Genomic DNA, 18,933 nt, shown 5'->3' with positions numbered 1-18,933 from the left:
TATGTACCCAAAGTTAATTTTACGCAATGTGTTTAGAAACTTACAAACCTATACGATTTATTTTTTAAGTCTTGCTTTGATTTATAGTCTTTTGTACGCCTTTAATGCTCTTCCAAGTCATCCTGTCATGCAGAGCTTATCGGGTGCGAAAGAAATGCTGACGAAAGTTATGACCCAGTACATGGGCTTGTTATCTTATTTGATACTAGGCGCCGTTGCCTTTCTCATCGTTTACTCAACGAATTTTGTTTTAGGAAGACGACAAAAAGAGCTCGGGTTATATTCAACACTTGGAATGAAAAAATATCAAATTATCGGAACACTCTTCTTTGAAACCATGTTAGTAAATATCTTTGCTTTAGTTCTAGGATTTACTTTTGGGCTAATCTTACTTATTTTACTTGCTCACATTGCTTCTGAGTTTTTTATGGCAAATTATTTTGGAAATCTATTCTTTTTAGATCCTAAGTCACTCTCTCTGTTGGGTTATTCCTATGTGGTAACTAGTTTAATAGTTGGTTTAATGGACTTTTTGAAATTTAGAAAGAAAACAATTATTAGCTTAATTCAAGAAAACGGTATTGAAAAATCACGAATTATTAAAGAAAATTCTATTCTACAATTGTTGATTTTCATTATTTCAAGTATTGTTATCATCTCTGGTAGTATTTATTTTTCTGATTATCATCACTTATCCATTTTGAAAAACTGGGGAGTTTTATTAGTATCTATTTTAGTGATCTTTGTCATTTTATTTTACAACACCTTAAGTAATTTCTTACTTGGAGTTGTTAAGAAAGTATCTTCCTTCTATTATAATAAATTAAACTCATTTAAAATCCGCCAATTTTCCAAACAAGCGGACAGCAATTCTGTAACGCTAGCAGTACTATCTATGACCTTGACTTTGGCTCTTAGTTTACTAGTGTTTGGTGGCAGTTCATACACAACCATGAACCATGATTTGAATCGTTATGCCCCTTATGACTTACAAGTCAATTTATATAGAGGTAATGAGTTTCATTATGGAAACGAGAGTGTAAAAGATCGATTAAAAGCGGATGGTTTTGATTTTGATGTCGTAAAAGAAGAATATGTTTATTCAACTTTTACGAGTGATCTGACTTATAAAGATATAATAGATACTAGTCAGTTATGGGAGCACGATAAAGGGTTACCCGATTCAAAAGTCCATATTTTAGGAATTTCAGTTTATAATCATCTAAGAAAACTACAAGGCAAAAAAGATATTGACTTAGCTGATGATGGCTATCTAGTAAATGCCAATTACAAAGGAACCATTAAACAAATCCAAGAATTTTTACTACAAACGAAAGATTTATCGATTGGCGGTTATTCTTTAAAATTGGCATCGCCCCAACCATTAGATACTGTTTATTTTCTTTCTTCAGTAGGATTAAATGATGCGGGGACTCTTATTGTACCAGATAAAGTTATTAAAGAATTGAATGAAGGCTCTACAACTTATGTAGTTAAATATAAAGAGAATATCGATAAAAGAAAAATTGAAACGTTTTTGAAAGAGTGGGTTGAGAAATATTACTTTACTTTAAATGGTACAGAAGTAAATGACTTCACTTATCAAACTAAGGTGAGAATATCTGAGATTTATATAGGATTTATGGGAGTCATTGTACTAGCATTGATATTTATTAGTGTTGTATTTATTATTATTTCACTTAGCATTTTATCTCTACAAATCTCAACTAGTGCACTAGATAGCATTAATGATTATCGTATCTTATATCTATTGGGAAATAAGAAAAAACAAAATAAGAGAATACTGATTCAGCTAATTATGAGTTACTTCCTTGTTCCCTTGCTACTTGCTGTTCCATTAGCTATTTCTCTAAGCAATTCCTTATTAGGTTACTTTGAAAACTTTGCCAATACAACTATCACAATTGATGTGACCTATCTAGGAGTGGCAGCTCTCCTCTTTCTAATTTACTTAGTTATAACTTATAAAGTAAGTTGGCATATTCTCGATAAAAATTAGCATAAAACTAGGATACTGTTAAATAGTATTCTAGTTTTATGCTATACTATACTTATAAAATAGAGGGAGATGATTATGATGAAAAAAATTGTAAAAATCATTTCTAATCATTCATTATGGTTGTGGCAATTAACTTTGCTGAATCACTTGATCTTGATGTTCTACATATACTATAGAGTTCCTATTTATTATGCAAGTGGTCTCATGCAAAAGTTCTCCGTAATACTTGTGATTTTGTTGATTGTGTCCAGCTATGTTTGTAACTTTACTACCTTTCGACATAGTGAATTAAAATTATGGACTATCTTTTTGCTAGCTTTGGTCAGTTGGCAAGGCATCTTTCAACAAGGAACAAGTAACACTTTGTTGCATTTTTTTGACATACTGAATCCCATCAATTCATTTTTATTGGTTTATAGTTCTCTTTCAATTATTTTATTAGGAGAACAGGTTGGAAAAGAATTAGTGGATGTTTCATTAGCATTAACTGTTATTACAGTTTTTTCTTACTTTATTTATTTTCCGTTATTTTTATTCCTATCACTTTTCACTACTTTTTTTCTTACATTTGTTCCTTTGATTTTATTACTCTTGTATCGAAAAGAGTTGAGAAATGTACTAGCTTTCCAAAGGCGAAATGTTATAATCCTTTCGGTTGTCTTACCTATTTCATATATTGTATCGTATGTTAATACGACAGGAGCGGGTGTTTTAAATTTAGTTTGGTATGTTGAAGTATTGTCTATCCTAACTTTTTTACATTTCAAGACAATATTTACGTCCTTTAAAAAGAAGATTGCTGAATTGAAATTATCCTATTTAAAGGCTTTTATACGCTTATTTTTTGTAGTAGGAGGATTGTTACTGCTTTCGTTTATTGTCTTTCAATTAGATTTGAATGTGAGTGTATTAATCCTAAATCTAGTCTTGCTTATCATGGGAATCGTTGCCGAAGAATGCATTCGCTTGTTTCATGTATCGAATATGAAAGATGCGAAAGATTATCTGGAGATTCTATTTTTGAAGCGGAATAGAATGGTTAACAATCTTCTTTCTAACGAGGTTGTGGAGCAGCAATTTTCAGAATTTCTACACAATGAAATTTTACAAAGTGTGATGGCTATTAAGAATTTCAATACTTACAGTAATAATGAGATGTTTGGTAATCAAATAAATCTTGTTACCGAAGAACTGGTGCAACGAATCAGAGAGCGAATGGATTATTATCAGCCCATGAGTGAGATAGATGAGCCGCTGGCAAAAAAATATCAGGCACTCATTGATAGAATAGAGAAAAGATATAAGAAAGAAAGTTCAGTGGTGGTACACTTTCCACCTAAATTTTCTTTAATGACTCCCTATGATAAACTTGTCTACCGTTTTGTTGAGGAGTTAATTACCAATGCGGTCAAATATTCACAAGGAGGAGAGATTTCTTTGGAAATCGAGGTGAAACAGGATACTATTTTTCTAGTTTCTAAAAATAAATCTGTCTCTACTAAAGAACCTTCTCTGGGATACGGACTGAAAAATATGGCAAATAAATTAAATGTTTTAGGTGGTAAGATGGATACTTTAGATGAGAATGGTATTTTTCGTGTTATTATTGTATTACCGATTGATAAGGAGCTATGTTATGAAAATTTTGTTGGTTGATGATCATAAATTGTTTAGCCAGAGCATCAAACTGATTTTGGAATTATCAGAGGTCATTGAAAGGGTGGATTTGATGGATGATTTTTCTTCTGTCTTGGACTTTTCTTATGATGATTATGATATTGTGCTCATCGACATAAATTTGACGAGTTTGTATCAGGAGGATGGGTTGTCTTTAGCTCAAACGATTATTGAAAATGGTTGCTCCGCTAAAATTGTTATCTTGACAGGATACAGCAAAAGAATGTATGAGTATCGTGCCAAGATAATGGGGGCCTGGGGCTTTTTGGATAAGAGTATTGGTCCAGAGGAATTACTTCAAAACTTGCTAAGGATTTATCAGGGAGGAAAGATTTTTTCAGATGAAGTAGTGGTAGATGTCTTGACTTCCCGTGAAATAGAGATGTTAGAACTAGTCCGAAATGGTCTGACCATAGATGATATTTGTGAAAAAGTCTATGTGAGTAAGAGAACTGTTTCAAATCATCTTGCAAATATCTTTTCAAAATTAGGAGTATCCAGTAGACAGGAAGCTATTCATGTTGCGGAGCAACTGGGTTACTTCTCGCCCGAATAATTGATAAGTTATTGTCCTATTGTTTAGAAATCTTTAATCAAATTTGAGTGAGGATGGTTGCGGAAGTGATTATTACTTACCCCTTTTTAAAAAATCCTTTACATAGAAATAAAAGTTTATATAGGTTGGAAAATCAAGATTATGCCTCTTTGAAATATGCTTTTGAGGGAGAAAGAAAGCAACAGACTTCCTTATCTTTTGATGAAAAGATTTATCTGGACTGGGTAGATGCTATTCTAACCTATCAATGTAAACATCAATTAAAACTAGCTATTTCAAAAATAGAGGACATCCTCAGTAGGATTAGTATTGATAAAGTGGATTATTTGTATATTTTGAATACCCTGCTGATTTTCTTAGGCTATGATGAGGATAAGGAGAAATTTGAGCAACTATATGATCAGGTTTCCGTAGCCCTTTCAAAAATTGATACCAGTGTGCGTGAATAAATTGAGTTGTATATCAAAATAAAATACAATTATTGTTACCACCTTTGGAAACAGGAGGAGATGGATAAGTCCAGAGCGCTATTATTGGAGATGATTGAATTTTGTAACAAATATCATAGTAGCTTTAGGTTAGCCGATTTATATTGTTTGTTGGGAAATGTAACAGAAGATCTTGATCTCTCTGTTGCTAAGGACTATTATATGAAAGCTAAGGTGCTCTATCTAATTGAAAATAATGAAGTTATGGCACTCAAGGTAGAACAATATCTGATGGATAAGTAGTCAGAGAATGTATAAGGATAGCAGAAGCTATCTTTTTTATGTGCAAAATATAATTATAATCCTTTTTTTAAAAATATCTAATTCCATACCTTGATTACTTGACAGGTTATATATGTTGATTTATAATATAGGTGAAACGAGTTGTGTAAACGCTGCCAAAAAACGGTATTCTTAACTTTGTATTTGTTCGAGTATTATGATGTAACTAGAAAAGGGGTGGAAAAATGTTTAAAAATAAGGAGCTTTTTCGAGTAGTCATGATATTTGTGATAGGAATTATCCTAATTTTAATGACACCCGTCTTATTTAAAGTTGTGATGGAACTATTTTCAAAATAAATAGGCCTCTGCTTTAAGTGGAGTAGTGAATCAGGAGGTTAAGTGATGAACTACAATGTAAAATATCTCTTATCAGGAATATTTATTATAGTCTTTATAGGTTTTCTAGTCTGGATGCGTTATTTTAATCAGAAGAAGGAAGAAGCGCATTCGGATGTGTCTTTTGAAGCGAGGTTAGATAGTGAGGTCAAGGCCTTATATAAACAACTAGGATTGGGTGAGGAGCCTCATTATTTCTTAGCCTATCGCTACCTACATCCCTGGTTTAATTTGGCGATTTTACCACCAACAGTTGAAATTTTCTTAACTAAAATAGCGCTGGTGATGGTGACTCCAGATGAACTACTGATAAGAAATCTTGGGAATGGGATGACTTTCACAAGTGAGCACCATCGTGATTTGCGACAAGGACTTATCCGCATTCCAAAATCAGAGATGAAAGAATTTGAGATTCGCAACTGGAAAAGAGTTTTTATATTTGGCGATTTTTTGACAATTAAAACAAGCCAACATAGTTATTATTTACAGGTTAGAGATGATGGACTTCAAAAAGGAAGTCTTTCTACCAAACATTTCTCCGACTTGAAGAGACAAGATTTTTTAGGATTATTGACAGATAAAAGAACATTCTGATAGACAATTACTCTAAAAACTGACCTCTAAACATTCAAAAACCACACAGTGTTTCTTTCAACTTGATTGTATTCAAGACTGAAATCACTGTGTGGTTTTATTGGAAAGTTAGTTTTTCCCAGCCTCTTTTTGCTTACATGTAGGGAAATCTGTTCACTCTTTGTAGACAATATGTCATAATCTTCTCAAAAAAGTAGTATAATGTTTTTATAGAATATAAATAGTGGTGGTTAGCATGCATGCATTATTAGCAACAAGATTAAAAAATAAGCGAAAAGAGCTGGGCTGGTCGCAAAAAGAATTGGCAGAAGGAATTTGCCAACAAACTCAGATAAGTCGAATGGAACAAGGCAAATATATGCCAGGAGCAGATTTGTTATATAAATTATCTGAAAAAATGGGCTTAAATATGGACTATTTCTTTTCAGGAGAAATTTCGAAAGAGTTTCTAGGCTTGTCTGCTTTCAAGAGATTGTCTGAAACATTGTTGGAAAATCAAGATTATGCCTCTTTGAAATATGCTTTTGAGGGAGAGAGAAAGCAACAGACTTCTTTATCTTTTGATGAAAAGATTTATCTGGACTGGATAGATGCCATTCTAACCTATCAATGTGAACATCAATTAAAACTAGCTATTTCAAAAATAGAAGACATCCTCAGTAGAATTAGTATTGAGAAAGTGGACTACTTGTATATTTTGAATACCCTGCTGATTTTTTTAGGCTATGATGAGGATAAGGAGAAATTTGAACAACTATATGATCAGGTTTCCGTAGCTCTTTCAAAAATCGATACCAGTGTGCGTGAACAAATTGAGTTGTATATCAAAATAAAATACAATTATTGTTACCACCTTTGGAAACAGGAGGAGATGGATAAGTCCAGAGCGCTATTATTGGAGATGATTGAATTTTGTAACAAGTATCATAGTAGCTTTAGGCTAGCAGATTTATATTGTTTGTTGGGAAATGTAACAGAGGATCTTGATCTCTCTGTTGCTAAGGACTATTATATGAAAGCTAAGGTGCTCTATCTAATTGAAAATAATGAAGTTATGGCACTCAAGGTAGAACAATATCTGATGGATAAGCAGTCAGAGAATGTATAAGGATAGCAGAAGCTATCTTTTTTACGTGTAAAAAAGATAACTATAATTCTTTTTTAAAAAAATATATGATTTTTTACTTTAATTACTTGACAGCTTATATATATTGACTTATAATATAGGTGAAAGAAGGTGGCAAGATGGGAAAATTAAAATTCGAATATTTGAAAGCGCTATCTATTTTGCTTATTGTGCTAATTCTACTGAGTAATAGTCGGAGTTTTATTAGTACTACTCTAGTTGTTCAAGGTATTGATACAGGAGCGTACTATTCTCCCAGTTAAGAGTAAGTTCGTTGTTTAAAATGAAATGAGATAGAAGGAAGGTGAGTCCAATGGACTACGATACTTGTTGATAAATTACTATAGCTGTTTTTACGGAACAGCTCTCGATAATAGGAGAAATAAATCATGAGAAAATTAGTTAGAATTGGTGTTGCATCTTTAATGGTATGTGGTATACTTGCTACTACAAATGCTTTAGCAGAATGGGTTGATGGTGGTCAATGGAACTATGGAGTAGGTTGGACAGGAACTTTTGGATATTCTGATTATTTACATTCTACTCGATCTCATACAGCAACTGTCAAGCATGGAGGTAGAATCTCTAAGGATCGTGAAGATCCCGAGGTTTGGGCTCAAGCTTCCCTTAATAAAATTCCGCCAACAGGATTAGAATATTTCTATGGATTTTAAGTGAAATTTTCCCTCTCCTATTAGGAGAGGGAAAACTTTAGTGGAGGTACTTTTATGAAAAAAATCAGTCATCTTTGTATGTTTCTGCTGTTGCTGTGTACCACTTTTTTTGTTTTTAATGTAAACTACACACGTGAAGCGGTTCGGATTCGGGAAATGGGAAAGACTGTAGATTCTTTGGATTTGTATTTGAAAGATATTAACGAACCTGCAGCGTCTGTTCTTCGATTTTTTGAGGATGTATCAAAGGAGTACAAAGTCTCCATCATCAAAACAGACAGTGGTGATGAGGTAATCAAGTCTGGTGTTTTTGATAAAGATACCTTCCCCTACCAAGAGTTTGGGATTTCTTCTCTTGATTTTACCACAGATGGTGAAGGAGTCTACAGTAATAAAGAAATTTCTAATAAACTTGGTACGATACCGACCTTTCTAAAAGTCAAGCCTATTCAGCTTATAACTTTTCAAACCTATATCAAGGATACATCTCGTAGTTTAAATGGTCGCTATACGATAACTTCTACACAAGAGATGGATAAGGATAGGATTGTACAGAAATGGAGCGATTTTTTCAAGATAGACCAGGCTACCTTGCTAGAGCCTACCTATAAAAGTGCAGTGGAAGTCATAAATCGAGATTTGCTTTTATCTGCCATTGTTTTTGTCTTGGCTATTTTACTTCTTGTGTTAGTAACAGTTTATCAGCCGATGATGGAGATGAAACGAGTGGGGGTTCAAAAGTTACTTGGTTTTCAAAGCGGGGCGATTTTAGCTGGTTTTGTAAAAACTAATTTTTATCTTCTCTTGGGTGGAAGTCTTGTCATTGACTTGGGACTATTTTTAGTGCTGGACTACAGGCCAAAACTTCTGTTCCCAAGTTTACTCTTATCCCAATTTCTGCTTTTACAGTTGTATTTGTTCATCAGTTGGCTGACCTACCTGATGATTCAGAAAATGACAGTTAGTTCCATGTTGAAAGGTTTTTCATCTGTCAAACTTGGTCTTATCTTCAATTATGTGATGAAAATAGGGACAACTATTTTACTGACGGCCTTACTGATTGGGGTAGGCAGAAGTCTAGAACAAGAAAACAAAGAACTTGCTTATCAGCAACAGTGGGTAAGCCAAGGGAATTACTTGACCTTAGAAACCTTCCAACTCAATGATAACCTGTGGCAAGAAGAGCTAGCAGGGTCAGGGAAATCTACAGATTATTTCTACCAATTTTATCAAGATTTGCTAGCAAAAATACAAGTAAATTATGTGCGAAGTGCGAGTCTTCCTATCAAACCAGTCATCAAAGCTGAACAAGTACAGCAGTACCAACTGCCTGATAAGGTAGATGTTTACTATGCTAATAGCAATTTTCTAAAGAGCAAGGGATTCAAGTTACCAGATAACAGCACTAAAAAAGTTATTTTAATGCCAGCCAGTGATAAAGGACAAGAAGGTAAGAATCAGTTCTTGGGAAAATCCATCGCCTATCTTTCTCTGAGGTATGAAGATCAGCAAAAGCAAACAATAGAAGATATGGATGTAGAAATTGCCTACTATGAAGGAGATTGGTCATTCTTCCCTTATAATAATGAGCGAAAGGAAAATCTCCACAATCCAATTATTAGTCTGGTAAATGATCAAGACATGATGTGGGAAGAAAAGACTCGCTTGTCAACGACAGGTTTAAACAACCCGATGAAAGTTGAAAATACAGAACAAAATCAAAAAGTGATTACGGAGTTAGTTGAGAAATTATCAGATGGGAATTATTTAAAATTTTCATCGCTTCAAGCCATTCAACAAGAGAAAGTAGATTCTTATCGAGATGCAGTTCGAAATCTTAATATACTCTTTGCTTTGTTTGGTCTCCTTAGCATGATGATTTCCTACTTCTTACTAGTAACAACTTTCTTATTGAAGCGCAGGGACATCATTACCAAGAAATTTATGGGGTGGAAACTGGTCGATCGCTACCGCCCTCTCCTCGTTTTGCTCTTGTTGGGCTATAGTCTCCCTCTTCTAGTATTGATTTTCTTTGCCCATGCGCTCTTGCCACTCCTGCTGTTTGCAGGCTTTACATGTCTGGATATACTATTTGTGCTAGTCTTGGCTTCTAGGATGGAGAAAAGAAGTCTAGTAGAATTATTGAAAGGGGGCATCTTATGATTGAGTTAGAAAATATTACCAAAACCATTGGAGGAAAAGTGATTTTGGCTCACTTGTCTCTCAGGATTGATCAGGGAGATTTGGTTGCCATTGTTGGCAAGAGTGGCAGTGGTAAGTCGACCTTGTTAAATTTATTAGGTTTGATAGATGGTGATTATAGCGGACGGTATGAGATTTTTGGTCAGACAAATCTAGCGGTCAATTCTGCTAAGTCGCAAACAATAATCCGTGAGCATATCTCTTATCTGTTTCAAAATTTTGCCCTGATTGATGATGAAACGGTCGAGTACAATCTTATGTTGGCGCTGAAATATGTGAAATTGTCTAAGAAAGACAAGATTAAAAAGGTGGAAGAGATTTTAGAGAGAGTAGGTTTGTCAGCTACTTTGCATCAAAAGGTCTCCGAGTTATCTGGTGGCGAACAACAACGAATTGCAGTTGCTAGAGCCATCTTAAAACCCAGCCAGCTGATTTTAGCCGATGAACCAACAGGTTCTCTGGATCCTGAAAATAGAGATTTAGTCTTGAAGTTTCTCTTAGAGATGAATCGCGAGGGGAAAACAGTTATTATTGTGACCCACGATGCTTATGTAGCCCAACAATGTCATCGGATCATTGAATTGGGCGAGGGGAAATGAGTTCGTTCGGCTTCTTTTGATTGGCTGAATACTCATGTTTTCTAGAGAGAAATAGCATAAATACGCCTAGGAATGACATTTTTATGTAGTATTTCTAGGTTTTTTTGTTTCAAATTGAAAATTTTTCCAATTTAGGCTTGACAAACGATGAACATAGGAGTATTATTTATACAACCAAAAAGAATAAACATAAAGGAGGCTTTGTTATGAATAAGATGAAGAAGGTGTTGATGACGATGTTTGGTTTAGTGATGCTCCCCCTACTATTTGCTTGTAGTAACAATCAATCGGCTGGAATTGAAGCTATCAAGTCCAAAGGAAAATTGGTTGTAGCCCTCAATCCAGATTTTGCTCCATTTGAATACCAAAAAGTGGTTGATGGGAAAAATCAGATTGTGGGTTCAGATATCGAATTAGCCAAGGCTATCGCAACAGAACTAGGTGTCGAATTGGAACTATCTCCCATGAGTTTTGACAATGTACTGGCTAGTGTTCAATCAGGAAAAGCCGATCTTGCCATATCTGGTGTTTCTAAGACAGATGAACGGAGCAAGGTATTCGATTTTTCAACTCCCTACTATACTTCAAAAAATAAGCTCATTGTCAAAAAATCTGATTTAGCCACTTATCAGTCTGTCAACGACTTAGCGCAGAAAAAGGTCGGAGCGCAGAAAGGTTCGATTCAAGAGACAATGGCGAAAGACCTGCTACAAAATTCTTCACTCGTATCTCTGCCTAAAAATGGGAATTTAATCACAGATTTAAAATCAGGACAAGTGGATGCCGTTATCTTTGAAGAACCTGTTGCCAAGGGATTTGTGGAAAATAATCCTGATTTAGCAATTGCAGACCTCAATTTTGAAAAAGAGCAAGATGATTCCTACGCGGTCGCCATGAAAAAAGATAGCAAGGAATTGAAAGAGGCAGTTGATAAAACCATTCAAAAGTTGAAGGAGTCTGGAGAATTAGACAAACTCATTGAGGATGCATTTAAAGCGTCCATTGAAAAATAGAAAGAAGGAAAAGAACATGAGTAAAGAAAAAGTAATTTTGGCCTATTCTGGCGGTTTAGACACATCAGTTGCTATTACCTGGCTAAAGAAAGACTATGATGTTGTTGCAGTTTGTATGGATGTGGGTGAAGGGAAAGACTTAGATTTCATCCATGATAAGGCTCTCAAGGTTGGGGCAGTCGAATCTTATGTCATTGATGTTAAGGACGAATTTGCTACAGATTATGTGCTAGTGGCTCTTCAATCACATGCCTACTATGAACAAAAGTACCCCTTGGTATCTGCCTTGAGCCGTCCTCTTATTTCTAAAAAATTGGTTGAAATCGCGCATCAGACAGGAGCGACTACAATTGCTCATGGTTGTACAGGTAAGGGGAATGACCAAGTGCGTTTTGAAGTATCGATTGCAGCCTTGGATCCCAATTTAAAAGTGATTGCGCCAGTTCGTGAATGGAAATGGTCTCGGGAGGAAGAAATTCATTATGCCAAGGAAAATGGGGTACCTGTTCCTGCTGACCTTGACAATCCCTACTCTGTCGACCAAAATCTTTGGGGACGTGCCAATGAGTGTGGTATTTTGGAAAATCCATGGAATCAGGCTCCAGAAGAAGCCTTTGGCATCACAACTTCTCCAGAGAAAGCTCCAGATATGCCAGAATACATTGAGATTGAGTTTAGTGAAGGCGTTCCAGTTTCCCTCAATGGAGAAGGGCTAAAATTGGCAGATTTGATTCAAAAACTCAATGAAATAGCTGGAAAACATGGGGTTGGACGGATTGACCACGTGGAAAATCGTTTGGTTGGGATTAAATCAAGAGAAATCTATGAATGCCCAGGGGCAGTGACCTTGCTGACAGCTCATAAGGAAATTGAGGATTTGACGCTTGTGAGAGAAGTGGCTCATTTTAAACCAATCATAGAAAATGAATTATCAGATCTCATTTATAATGCTTTGTGGTTTAGTCCGGCTACACAAGCCTTGATTGCTTATATTAAAGAAACTCAAAAAGTTGTCAATGGGACTGCAAAAGTTAAACTGTATAAGGGGAGTGCTCAGGTCGTGGCTCGGAAATCACCAAATTCACTTTACGATGAAAATTTGGCGACTTATACTAGTGCAGATACCTTTGACCAAGATGCGGCTGTTGGCTTTATTAAGTTGTGGGGACTTCCAACCAAGGTTCATTCTGAGGTTCAAAAAAGCGCCAAATAGGACGATTGGCTAGAGAGGTGGATGGTGATATGGCTAAGAATACAAAATTATGGGGTGGTCGCTTTGAAGGTACTGTTGAAGACTGGGTAGAGCGCTTTGGTGCGAGTATATCTTTTGACCAGAAATTAGCTAAATTTGATGTGATTGGTTCTTTAGCCCACGTTCAGATGTTGGGCCAGACGGGCATTTTGAGTTTGAAGGAATCAGAAAAGATTCAAGAAGGGTTGAAAGAGCTTTTAGAAGAGCTAGAGGCAGGCCAACTTGACTTTGATATCGCAAACGAAGATATTCATATGAATATGGAAGTATTGCTGACAGAAAAAATTGGTCCCCTTGCAGGGAAGTTACATACAGCTCGTTCTCGAAATGACCAAGTAGCGACAGATATGCACTTGTATCTCAAGGAGCAACTAGGCTATGTCCTAGATAAACTGGCTCATCTCAAGGGTGTTTTATTAGACTTGGCGGAAAATCATGTGGAGACTATTATGCCGGGCTATACCCATCTGCAACATGCCCAGCCTATTAGTTTTGCCCACTACCTGATGGCTTACTACAATATGTTTCAGAGAGACAGTGAACGTTTTGAATTTAACCAGAAGCATACAGACCTATGCCCTCTAGGTGCGGCAGCTTTGGCAGGAACGACTTTCCCCATTGATCGCCAATTGTCTAGCGATTTGTTAGAGTTTAAGCAACCTTATACAAATTCTTTGGATGCTGTTAGTGACCGCGATTTTATCTTAGAATTTCTGTCCAATGCCAGCATACTCATGATGCATATGAGCCGTTTTTGTGAAGAAATGATAAATTGGTGTAGTTTTGAGTATCAATTCATTACCTTGTCAGATACGTTTACAACAGGTTCCTCTATTATGCCCCAAAAGAAAAATCCAGATATGGCTGAGTTGATTCGAGGAAAGACTGGTAGAGTTTATGGGAATCTGTTTGGGCTATTGACAGTCATGAAGTCCTTGCCTTTAGCTTATAATAAGGATTTGCAAGAGGATAAGGAAGGAATGTTTGATACGGTTGAAACGATTTTAAATTCCCTTGATGTGTTGGCAGGTATGTTATCTAGCTTGCAGGTAAACAAGGAAAAAATGCAAGAGTCTACAGAGAAGGACTTTTCAAATGCGACTGAGTTGGCAGATTATTTGGCAGGAAAAGGCTTGCCATTTAGAGAAGCTCATGAGGTTGTAGGAAGATTAGTGCTAGACTCTATCAAGTCTGCTAAAAATATTCAAGATTGGACTTTGGAGGAATTACAAACCTATCATTCCCTCATTGCCGAGGATATCTATGTCTACTTGCAACCTAAAACTGCTGTTCAAAGACGAAATTCTTTGGGAGGTACAGGATTTGACCAAGTGAAATACCAGATAGAACAAGCTAAGAAAGAACTTAAAGGGAAAAATTGATTCGTTTGCAAAGTAAGAAAGAGAGGCTGAGATGATTTATCAGCCTCTTTCTTGTCTTCTCCAACCAAGCATGTTATAATGAATACTGCTCAAGCGACCTTCAATCGTGAAGCACACACGACCTTCAATCGTGAATAAACGAATAGATGGGAGACTTACCATGAGTGATAACTCTAAAACACGTGTTGTCGTGGGGATGAGTGGTGGTGTTGATTCGTCAGTGACGGCTCTTCTTCTCAAGGAGCAGGGCTACGATGTGATCGGTATCTTCATGAAGAACTGGGATGACACAGATGAAAACGGCGTCTGTACGGCGACCGAAGATTACAAGGATGTGGCTGCCGTAGCAGATCAGATTGGCATTCCCTACTACTCTGTCAACTTTGAAAAAGAGTACTGGGACCGCGTTTTCGAGTATTTCCTAGCGGAATACCGTGCAGGGCGCACACCAAATCCAGATGTTATGTGTAACAAGGAAATCAAGTTCAAGGCATTTTTGGACTATGCTATGACCTTGGGGGCAGATTATGTTGCGACGGGGCATTATGCCCGAGTGGCGCGTGATGAGGATGGGACAGTTCACATGCTTCGTGGCGTGGACAATGGCAAGGACCAAACCTATTTCCTCAGCCAACTTTCGCAAGAACAACTCCAAAAAACCATGTTCCCCTTGGGACATTTGGAAAAACCTGAAGTACGCAGACTAGCAGAAGAAGCAGGCCTTGCGACTGCTAAGAAGAAAGACTCGACAGGGATTTGCTTTATCGGAGAAAAGAACTTTAAAAACTTCCTCAGCAACTACCTGCCAGCTCAGCCTGGTCGCATGATGACTGTAGATGGTCGCGATATGGGAGAGCATGCAGGTCTTATGTACTATACGATTGGTCAGCGTGGCGGTCTCGGTATCGGTGGCCAACACGGTGGTGACAACGCGCCGTGGTTCGTTGTCGGAAAAGACCTAAGCAAGAATATTCTCTATGTCGGCCAAGGTTTCTACCATGATTCGCTCATGTCAACCAGCCTAGAGGCTAGCCAAGTCCACTTTACTCGTGATATGCCAGAGGAGTTTACGCTCGAATGTACGGCTAAATTCCGCTATCGTCAGCCTGATTCTAAGGTGACTGTCCATGTCAAAGGAGACAAGGCAGAGGTCATCTTTGCGGAACCGCAACGCGCGATTACACCAGGACAGGCAGTTGTCTTTTACGATGGCGAAGAGTGTCTAGGTGGTGGTTTGATTGACAATGCCTACCGCGATGGACAAGTTTGTCAGTACATTTAGATTGACAAATTTTCTCAATTTGCTACAATAATAAAAGCAATAGAAATGATGGTCAAAGCTCATGGATGTTGCAGGCTTTTTTGTCCTGCACTTCTTTGGAGTTTTGACTGTTTTTGTGTCGTTTAAGGGAAAGGACAAGAATGACTCAGCAAGACTTTCGGACAAGAGTAGGAAATACGGTTTTTGGAGTTCGGGCGACAGCTTTGATTCTTCAAAATCGCAAGCTCCTAGTTACCAAAGACAAGGGCAAGTATTACACTATTGGTGGTGCGATTCAAGTCAATGAAAGCACGGAAGACGCGGTAGTCCGTGAAGTGAGGGAAGAACTGGGTGTCAAAGCTCAAGCTGGCCAGCTAGCTTTCGTAGTTGAAAATCGTTTTGAACAGGACGGTGTTTCCTATCACAACGTTGAGTTTCATTATCTGGTGGACTTGCTTGAGGATGCCCCATTGACCATGCAGGAAGATGAAAAAACGCAGCCCTGTGAATGGATTGATTTGGACCAGCTCCAGGATTTTCAACTAGTCCCAGCCTTTTTAAAAACAGCCTTACCCGATTGGGACGGCCAACTAAGACACATTCATCTTGAGGAATAGGAGAGAAAATGATGGTTAAGCTTATTGCCCATGTACTTGTTCATAGTGGTGATGATTATTTGCTCATTCAGCGTTCGGAAATTAAAAGAGGACAACCCAATGTTTATCCAACTTACTGGGATATTCCTGGTGGCGGGGTTGAAAAGGGTGAACTTCCGCGAGATGGAGCTCTTAGAGAATGCATTGAAGAAGCGGGAGTTAGGCTAGATAGCAGTTCGCTCAAACTTCTTCACGAAGATAGTCAACTGGATACCTCTAAGGATACTGTCTTTACTCGCTTAGTTTATAAAGCAGAGTGGGTTGGGGAGAAGCCGATTATCAGATTAGATCCTGAAGAGCATACACACTTTAAATGGGTTACTATGGATCAAGCTCTAGAGGAGGAGAAGTTAGTTCCTTATTTGCGAGAAATTTTTGAAAGGTTAAGAAATGACATATAATTTTACTGAAGAATATGATATTATTGTAATCGGTGCAGGACACGCTGGGGTCGAGGCTTCCTTAGCTGCTAGCCGTATGGGCTGTAAGGTCTTGCTTGCGACTATCAACATTGAAATGCTGGCTTTCATGCCTTGTAACCCCTCTATCGGTGGTTCTGCCAAGGGAATTGTTGTGCGTGAAGTCGATGCCCTCGGTGGTGAAATGGCTAAGACCATTGACAAGACTTACATCCAGATGAAGATGCTCAACACAGGTAAGGGTCCTGCTGTCCGTGCTCTTCGTGCGCAGGCTGACAAGGAGCTTTACTCTAAGGAAATGCGCAAGACAGTTGAAAATCAAGAAAATCTGACCCTTCGTCAGACCATGATTGATGAGATTTTGGTGGAAGACGGCAAAGTTGTCGGTGTTCGTACAGCGACCCATCAAGAGTATGCTGCTAAGGCTGTTATCGTGACGACAGGGACTGCCCTCCGTGGGGAAATCATCATCGGAGACCTCAAGTACTCGTCAGGTCCTAATCACAGTCTAGCTTCTATTAACCTTGCTGACAACCTCAAGGAACTAGGCCTCGAAATCGGTCGTTTCAAGACAGGAACCCCTCCACGTGTCAAGGCTTCTTCTATCAATTACGATGTGACAGAGATTCAGCCAGGGGACGAAGCGCCAAATCACTTCTCATATACTTCACGTGATGAGGACTATGTCAAGGATCAGGTGCCATGCTGGTTGACCTATACCAATGGTACCAGTCATGAGATTATCCAAAATAACCTCCACCGTGCACCTATGTTTACAGGTGTGGTCAAGGGAGTGGGACCTCGTTACTGCCCGTCGATTGAGGATAAGATTGTGCGCTTTGCGGACAAGGAACGTCACCAACTATTCCTTGAGCCAGAAGGGCGCAATACAGAGGAAGTCTATGTCCAAGGACTTTCAACCAGTCTGCCTGAGGATGTCCAGCGTGAGCTGGTTCATTCTATCAAAGGTTTGGAAAACGCAGAGATGATGCGAACAGGTTATGCCATTGAGTATGACATGGTCTTGCCTCACCAGTTGCGTGCGACTCTGGAAACCAAGAAAATCTCAGGACTTTTTACTGCTGGTCAGACAAATGGAACGTCAGGTTACGAAGAGGCAGCAGGCCAAGGGATTATCGCGGGTATCAATGCGGCTCTGAAAATCCAAGGCAAGCCTGAATTGATTTTGAAGCGCAGTGACGGTTATATCGGGGTCATGATTGATGACTTGGTGACCAAGGGAACCATTGAACCCTACCGTCTCTTGACCAGTCGTGCTGAATACCGTCTCATTCTCCGTCATGACAATGCCGATATGCGTTTGACGGAGATGGGACGCGATATTGGCCTTGTGGATGATGAACGTTGGTCTCGATTTGAAATCAAGAAAAATCAATTTGACAATGAGATGAAGCGCCTCGACAGTATCAAACTCAAGCCAGTCAAGGAAACCAATGCCAAGGTTGAGGAGATGGGCTTCAAGCCGTTGACCGATGCAGTGACAGCCAAGGAATTTCTTCGCCGTCCAGAAGTTTCTTACCAAGATGTGGTGGCCTTTATCGGACCAGCAGCAGAGGACTTGGATGACAAGATTATCGAATTGATTGAAACAGAAATCAAATACGAAGGCTATATTTCCAAAGCCATGGATCAAGTGGCCAAGATGAAACGTATGGAAGAAAAACGCATTCCAGCCAATATTGATTGGGATGACATTGACTCTATCGCGACGGAAGCTCGTCAGAAGTTCAAACTCATCAATCCAGAAACCATCGGACAAGCCAGCCGTATTTCGGGAGTAAACCCGGCAGATATTTCTATTTTGATGGTGTATCTGGAAGGTAAAAATCGTAGTATTTCAAAAAATCAAGAAAAGAAAGCATAGAGAAAAACAGCTCCGAAATGCTGACCTGACACATAGCAGTTTGGTTATTTGGGTTAATATTAGCGAGCCAAGTCGTTTGGCTCGCTTTTTTCATTGTTTAGTTTTCCGATGAAATTATAATAAATATCAATCTGAATAATTCGATTGCGTTTCGTGCCAGTTGGTTTATAAATCACAATCTTGTCAATCAGTTCATTCACTATCTCAACGGTTAGTTCTGGTAGCTCTGTATATTTCAAAATTCTCGTCATAAACTTGGAGATATTCAAGTTATCTTCTTGTTGTTTGGCGAGTTTTTCAGTTAAATCAGAAATGGAAGTTTGAAGCTGTTTCTGTTCCTCTTCATAGCTCTGACTTAGCTTCACGAAGCGTTCATCTGAAATTTTACCAAGTAGATTATCTTCATAAAGCTTATGAATGATATTGTCAATCTCTTTAGAGCGGTGCTCATCCTTTTGAAGTTGCTGGCGCTGGCGTTTGTTATCTTTGCTGAATTGAGCTTGGCTTTG

The 18,933-nt window shown here is 38.0% G+C and carries 18 protein-coding genes; 17 read left to right on the top strand and 1 reads right to left on the bottom strand.

The window, feature by feature from the left end; translation table 11 throughout:
- Nucleotide 1 precedes the first annotated feature (1 nt).
- The 17 genes from HMPREF0851_RS14120 to mnmG all read left to right on the top strand — a co-directional run bounded on the left by HMPREF0851_RS14120 (nucleotide 2) and on the right by mnmG (nucleotide 18,424).
- On the top strand, nucleotides 2-2,020 hold the full coding sequence (locus HMPREF0851_RS14120; protein WP_000283301.1) for an FtsX-like permease family protein: 2,019 nt from the start codon (nucleotides 2-4) through the stop codon (nucleotides 2,018-2,020).
- A 75-nt stretch (nucleotides 2,021-2,095) separates the two neighbouring features.
- Nucleotides 2,096-3,676, top strand: coding sequence for a hypothetical protein (locus HMPREF0851_RS14115; protein ID WP_000976180.1), 1,581 nt, complete (start codon nucleotides 2,096-2,098; stop codon nucleotides 3,674-3,676).
- Nucleotides 3,657-4,253: a response regulator transcription factor gene (locus HMPREF0851_RS14110; protein WP_000698453.1), complete on the top strand. Its 597-nt coding sequence runs from the start codon at nucleotides 3,657-3,659 to the stop codon at nucleotides 4,251-4,253. Before HMPREF0851_RS14115 ends, HMPREF0851_RS14110 begins: the two co-directional genes overlap by 20 nt.
- A 125-nt stretch (nucleotides 4,254-4,378) precedes the next feature.
- Entirely contained in the window at nucleotides 4,379-4,702 is a 324-nt protein-coding gene (locus HMPREF0851_RS16580; protein ID WP_232197019.1) for a hypothetical protein, read from the top strand.
- A 60-nt stretch (nucleotides 4,703-4,762) separates the two neighbouring features.
- Entirely contained in the window at nucleotides 4,763-4,984 is a 222-nt protein-coding gene (locus tag HMPREF0851_RS16575; protein WP_232197018.1) for a hypothetical protein, read from the top strand.
- A gap of 383 nt (nucleotides 4,985-5,367) precedes the next feature.
- Nucleotides 5,368-5,955 carry a hypothetical protein gene (locus HMPREF0851_RS14100; RefSeq protein ID WP_001108832.1) on the top strand — a complete coding sequence of 196 codons (588 nt, stop codon included), beginning with the start codon at nucleotides 5,368-5,370 and terminating at the stop codon, nucleotides 5,953-5,955.
- 235 nt (nucleotides 5,956-6,190) lie between these two features.
- Nucleotides 6,191-7,063 (top strand): helix-turn-helix domain-containing protein, encoded by an 873-nt coding sequence (locus HMPREF0851_RS14095; protein WP_000543078.1) that lies wholly within the window; start codon nucleotides 6,191-6,193, stop codon nucleotides 7,061-7,063.
- 407 nt (nucleotides 7,064-7,470) lie between these two features.
- Nucleotides 7,471-7,755 carry a lactococcin 972 family bacteriocin gene (locus HMPREF0851_RS14090; RefSeq protein ID WP_001230190.1) on the top strand — a complete coding sequence of 95 codons (285 nt, stop codon included), beginning with the start codon at nucleotides 7,471-7,473 and terminating at the stop codon, nucleotides 7,753-7,755.
- 54 nt (nucleotides 7,756-7,809) lie between these two features.
- On the top strand, nucleotides 7,810-9,918 hold the full coding sequence (locus HMPREF0851_RS14085; RefSeq protein ID WP_000723955.1) for an amino acid ABC transporter permease: 2,109 nt from the start codon (nucleotides 7,810-7,812) through the stop codon (nucleotides 9,916-9,918).
- On the top strand, nucleotides 9,915-10,556 hold the full coding sequence (locus HMPREF0851_RS14080; RefSeq protein ID WP_000571035.1) for an ABC transporter ATP-binding protein: 642 nt from the start codon (nucleotides 9,915-9,917) through the stop codon (nucleotides 10,554-10,556). Before HMPREF0851_RS14085 ends, HMPREF0851_RS14080 begins: the two co-directional genes overlap by 4 nt.
- A 206-nt stretch (nucleotides 10,557-10,762) precedes the next feature.
- Nucleotides 10,763-11,569 (top strand): ABC transporter substrate-binding protein, encoded by an 807-nt coding sequence (locus HMPREF0851_RS14075; RefSeq protein ID WP_001038480.1) that lies wholly within the window; start codon nucleotides 10,763-10,765, stop codon nucleotides 11,567-11,569.
- 16 nt (nucleotides 11,570-11,585) lie between these two features.
- Nucleotides 11,586-12,782, top strand: coding sequence for an argininosuccinate synthase (locus tag HMPREF0851_RS14070; protein WP_009014443.1), 1,197 nt, complete (start codon nucleotides 11,586-11,588; stop codon nucleotides 12,780-12,782).
- Nucleotides 12,783-12,811: 29 nt separating this feature from the next.
- A complete protein-coding gene (gene argH, locus HMPREF0851_RS14065) occupies nucleotides 12,812-14,203 on the top strand; it encodes an argininosuccinate lyase (RefSeq protein WP_001107621.1) in 1,392 nt (463 codons plus the stop codon).
- Between the two features lie 160 nt (nucleotides 14,204-14,363).
- On the top strand, nucleotides 14,364-15,485 hold the full coding sequence (mnmA, locus tag HMPREF0851_RS14060; protein WP_001282953.1) for a tRNA 2-thiouridine(34) synthase MnmA: 1,122 nt from the start codon (nucleotides 14,364-14,366) through the stop codon (nucleotides 15,483-15,485).
- 140 nt (nucleotides 15,486-15,625) lie between these two features.
- Nucleotides 15,626-16,081, top strand: a complete 456-nt coding sequence (locus tag HMPREF0851_RS14055; RefSeq protein ID WP_000193657.1) for an NUDIX hydrolase — start codon at nucleotides 15,626-15,628, stop codon at nucleotides 16,079-16,081.
- An 8-nt stretch (nucleotides 16,082-16,089) separates the two neighbouring features.
- Nucleotides 16,090-16,521, top strand: a complete 432-nt coding sequence (locus tag HMPREF0851_RS14050; protein ID WP_000989467.1) for an NUDIX hydrolase — start codon at nucleotides 16,090-16,092, stop codon at nucleotides 16,519-16,521.
- The gene (gene mnmG, locus HMPREF0851_RS14045) at nucleotides 16,511-18,424 is read left to right on the top strand and encodes a tRNA uridine-5-carboxymethylaminomethyl(34) synthesis enzyme MnmG (protein ID WP_000221911.1); all 1,914 of its coding nucleotides are present in this window, start codon (nucleotides 16,511-16,513) and stop codon (nucleotides 18,422-18,424) included. Before HMPREF0851_RS14050 ends, mnmG begins: the two co-directional genes overlap by 11 nt.
- Nucleotides 18,425-18,483: 59 nt before the next feature.
- Here mnmG and HMPREF0851_RS14040 read toward each other — a convergent pair.
- Nucleotides 18,484-18,933: DUF4368 domain-containing protein (locus HMPREF0851_RS14040; RefSeq protein WP_000303747.1), on the bottom strand; the 450-nt coding region annotated here is incomplete at its 5' end.

The organism is Streptococcus sp. M334 (genome assembly GCF_000187745.1).
Lineage (GTDB): Bacteria > Bacillota > Bacilli > Lactobacillales > Streptococcaceae > Streptococcus.
The sequence above is the reverse complement of the archived record's forward strand: the minus strand, read 5'-3'. Positions and strand labels throughout refer to the sequence as shown.

Excerpts from the sequence above, each read along its gene's own strand:
- HMPREF0851_RS14120 (WP_000283301.1), top strand. The coding sequence starts at position 2 with ATGTACCCAAAGTTAATTTTACGCAATGTGTTTAGAAACTTACAAACC.
- HMPREF0851_RS14115 (WP_000976180.1), top strand. The coding sequence starts at position 2,096 with ATGATGAAAAAAATTGTAAAAATCATTTCTAATCATTCATTATGGTTG.
- HMPREF0851_RS14110 (WP_000698453.1), top strand. The coding sequence starts at position 3,657 with ATGAAAATTTTGTTGGTTGATGATCATAAATTGTTTAGCCAGAGCATC.
- HMPREF0851_RS16575 (WP_232197018.1), top strand. The coding sequence starts at position 4,763 with ATGGATAAGTCCAGAGCGCTATTATTGGAGATGATTGAATTTTGTAAC.
- HMPREF0851_RS14100 (WP_001108832.1), top strand. The coding sequence starts at position 5,368 with ATGAACTACAATGTAAAATATCTCTTATCAGGAATATTTATTATAGTC.
- HMPREF0851_RS14095 (WP_000543078.1), top strand. The coding sequence starts at position 6,191 with ATGCATGCATTATTAGCAACAAGATTAAAAAATAAGCGAAAAGAGCTG.
- HMPREF0851_RS14090 (WP_001230190.1), top strand. The coding sequence starts at position 7,471 with ATGAGAAAATTAGTTAGAATTGGTGTTGCATCTTTAATGGTATGTGGT.
- HMPREF0851_RS14085 (WP_000723955.1), top strand. The coding sequence starts at position 7,810 with ATGAAAAAAATCAGTCATCTTTGTATGTTTCTGCTGTTGCTGTGTACC.
- HMPREF0851_RS14080 (WP_000571035.1), top strand. The coding sequence starts at position 9,915 with ATGATTGAGTTAGAAAATATTACCAAAACCATTGGAGGAAAAGTGATT.
- HMPREF0851_RS14075 (WP_001038480.1), top strand. The coding sequence starts at position 10,763 with ATGAATAAGATGAAGAAGGTGTTGATGACGATGTTTGGTTTAGTGATG.
- HMPREF0851_RS14070 (WP_009014443.1), top strand. The coding sequence starts at position 11,586 with ATGAGTAAAGAAAAAGTAATTTTGGCCTATTCTGGCGGTTTAGACACA.
- argH (WP_001107621.1), top strand. The coding sequence starts at position 12,812 with ATGGCTAAGAATACAAAATTATGGGGTGGTCGCTTTGAAGGTACTGTT.
- mnmA (WP_001282953.1), top strand. The coding sequence starts at position 14,364 with ATGAGTGATAACTCTAAAACACGTGTTGTCGTGGGGATGAGTGGTGGT.
- HMPREF0851_RS14055 (WP_000193657.1), top strand. The coding sequence starts at position 15,626 with ATGACTCAGCAAGACTTTCGGACAAGAGTAGGAAATACGGTTTTTGGA.
- HMPREF0851_RS14050 (WP_000989467.1), top strand. The coding sequence starts at position 16,090 with ATGATGGTTAAGCTTATTGCCCATGTACTTGTTCATAGTGGTGATGAT.
- mnmG (WP_000221911.1), top strand. The coding sequence starts at position 16,511 with ATGACATATAATTTTACTGAAGAATATGATATTATTGTAATCGGTGCA.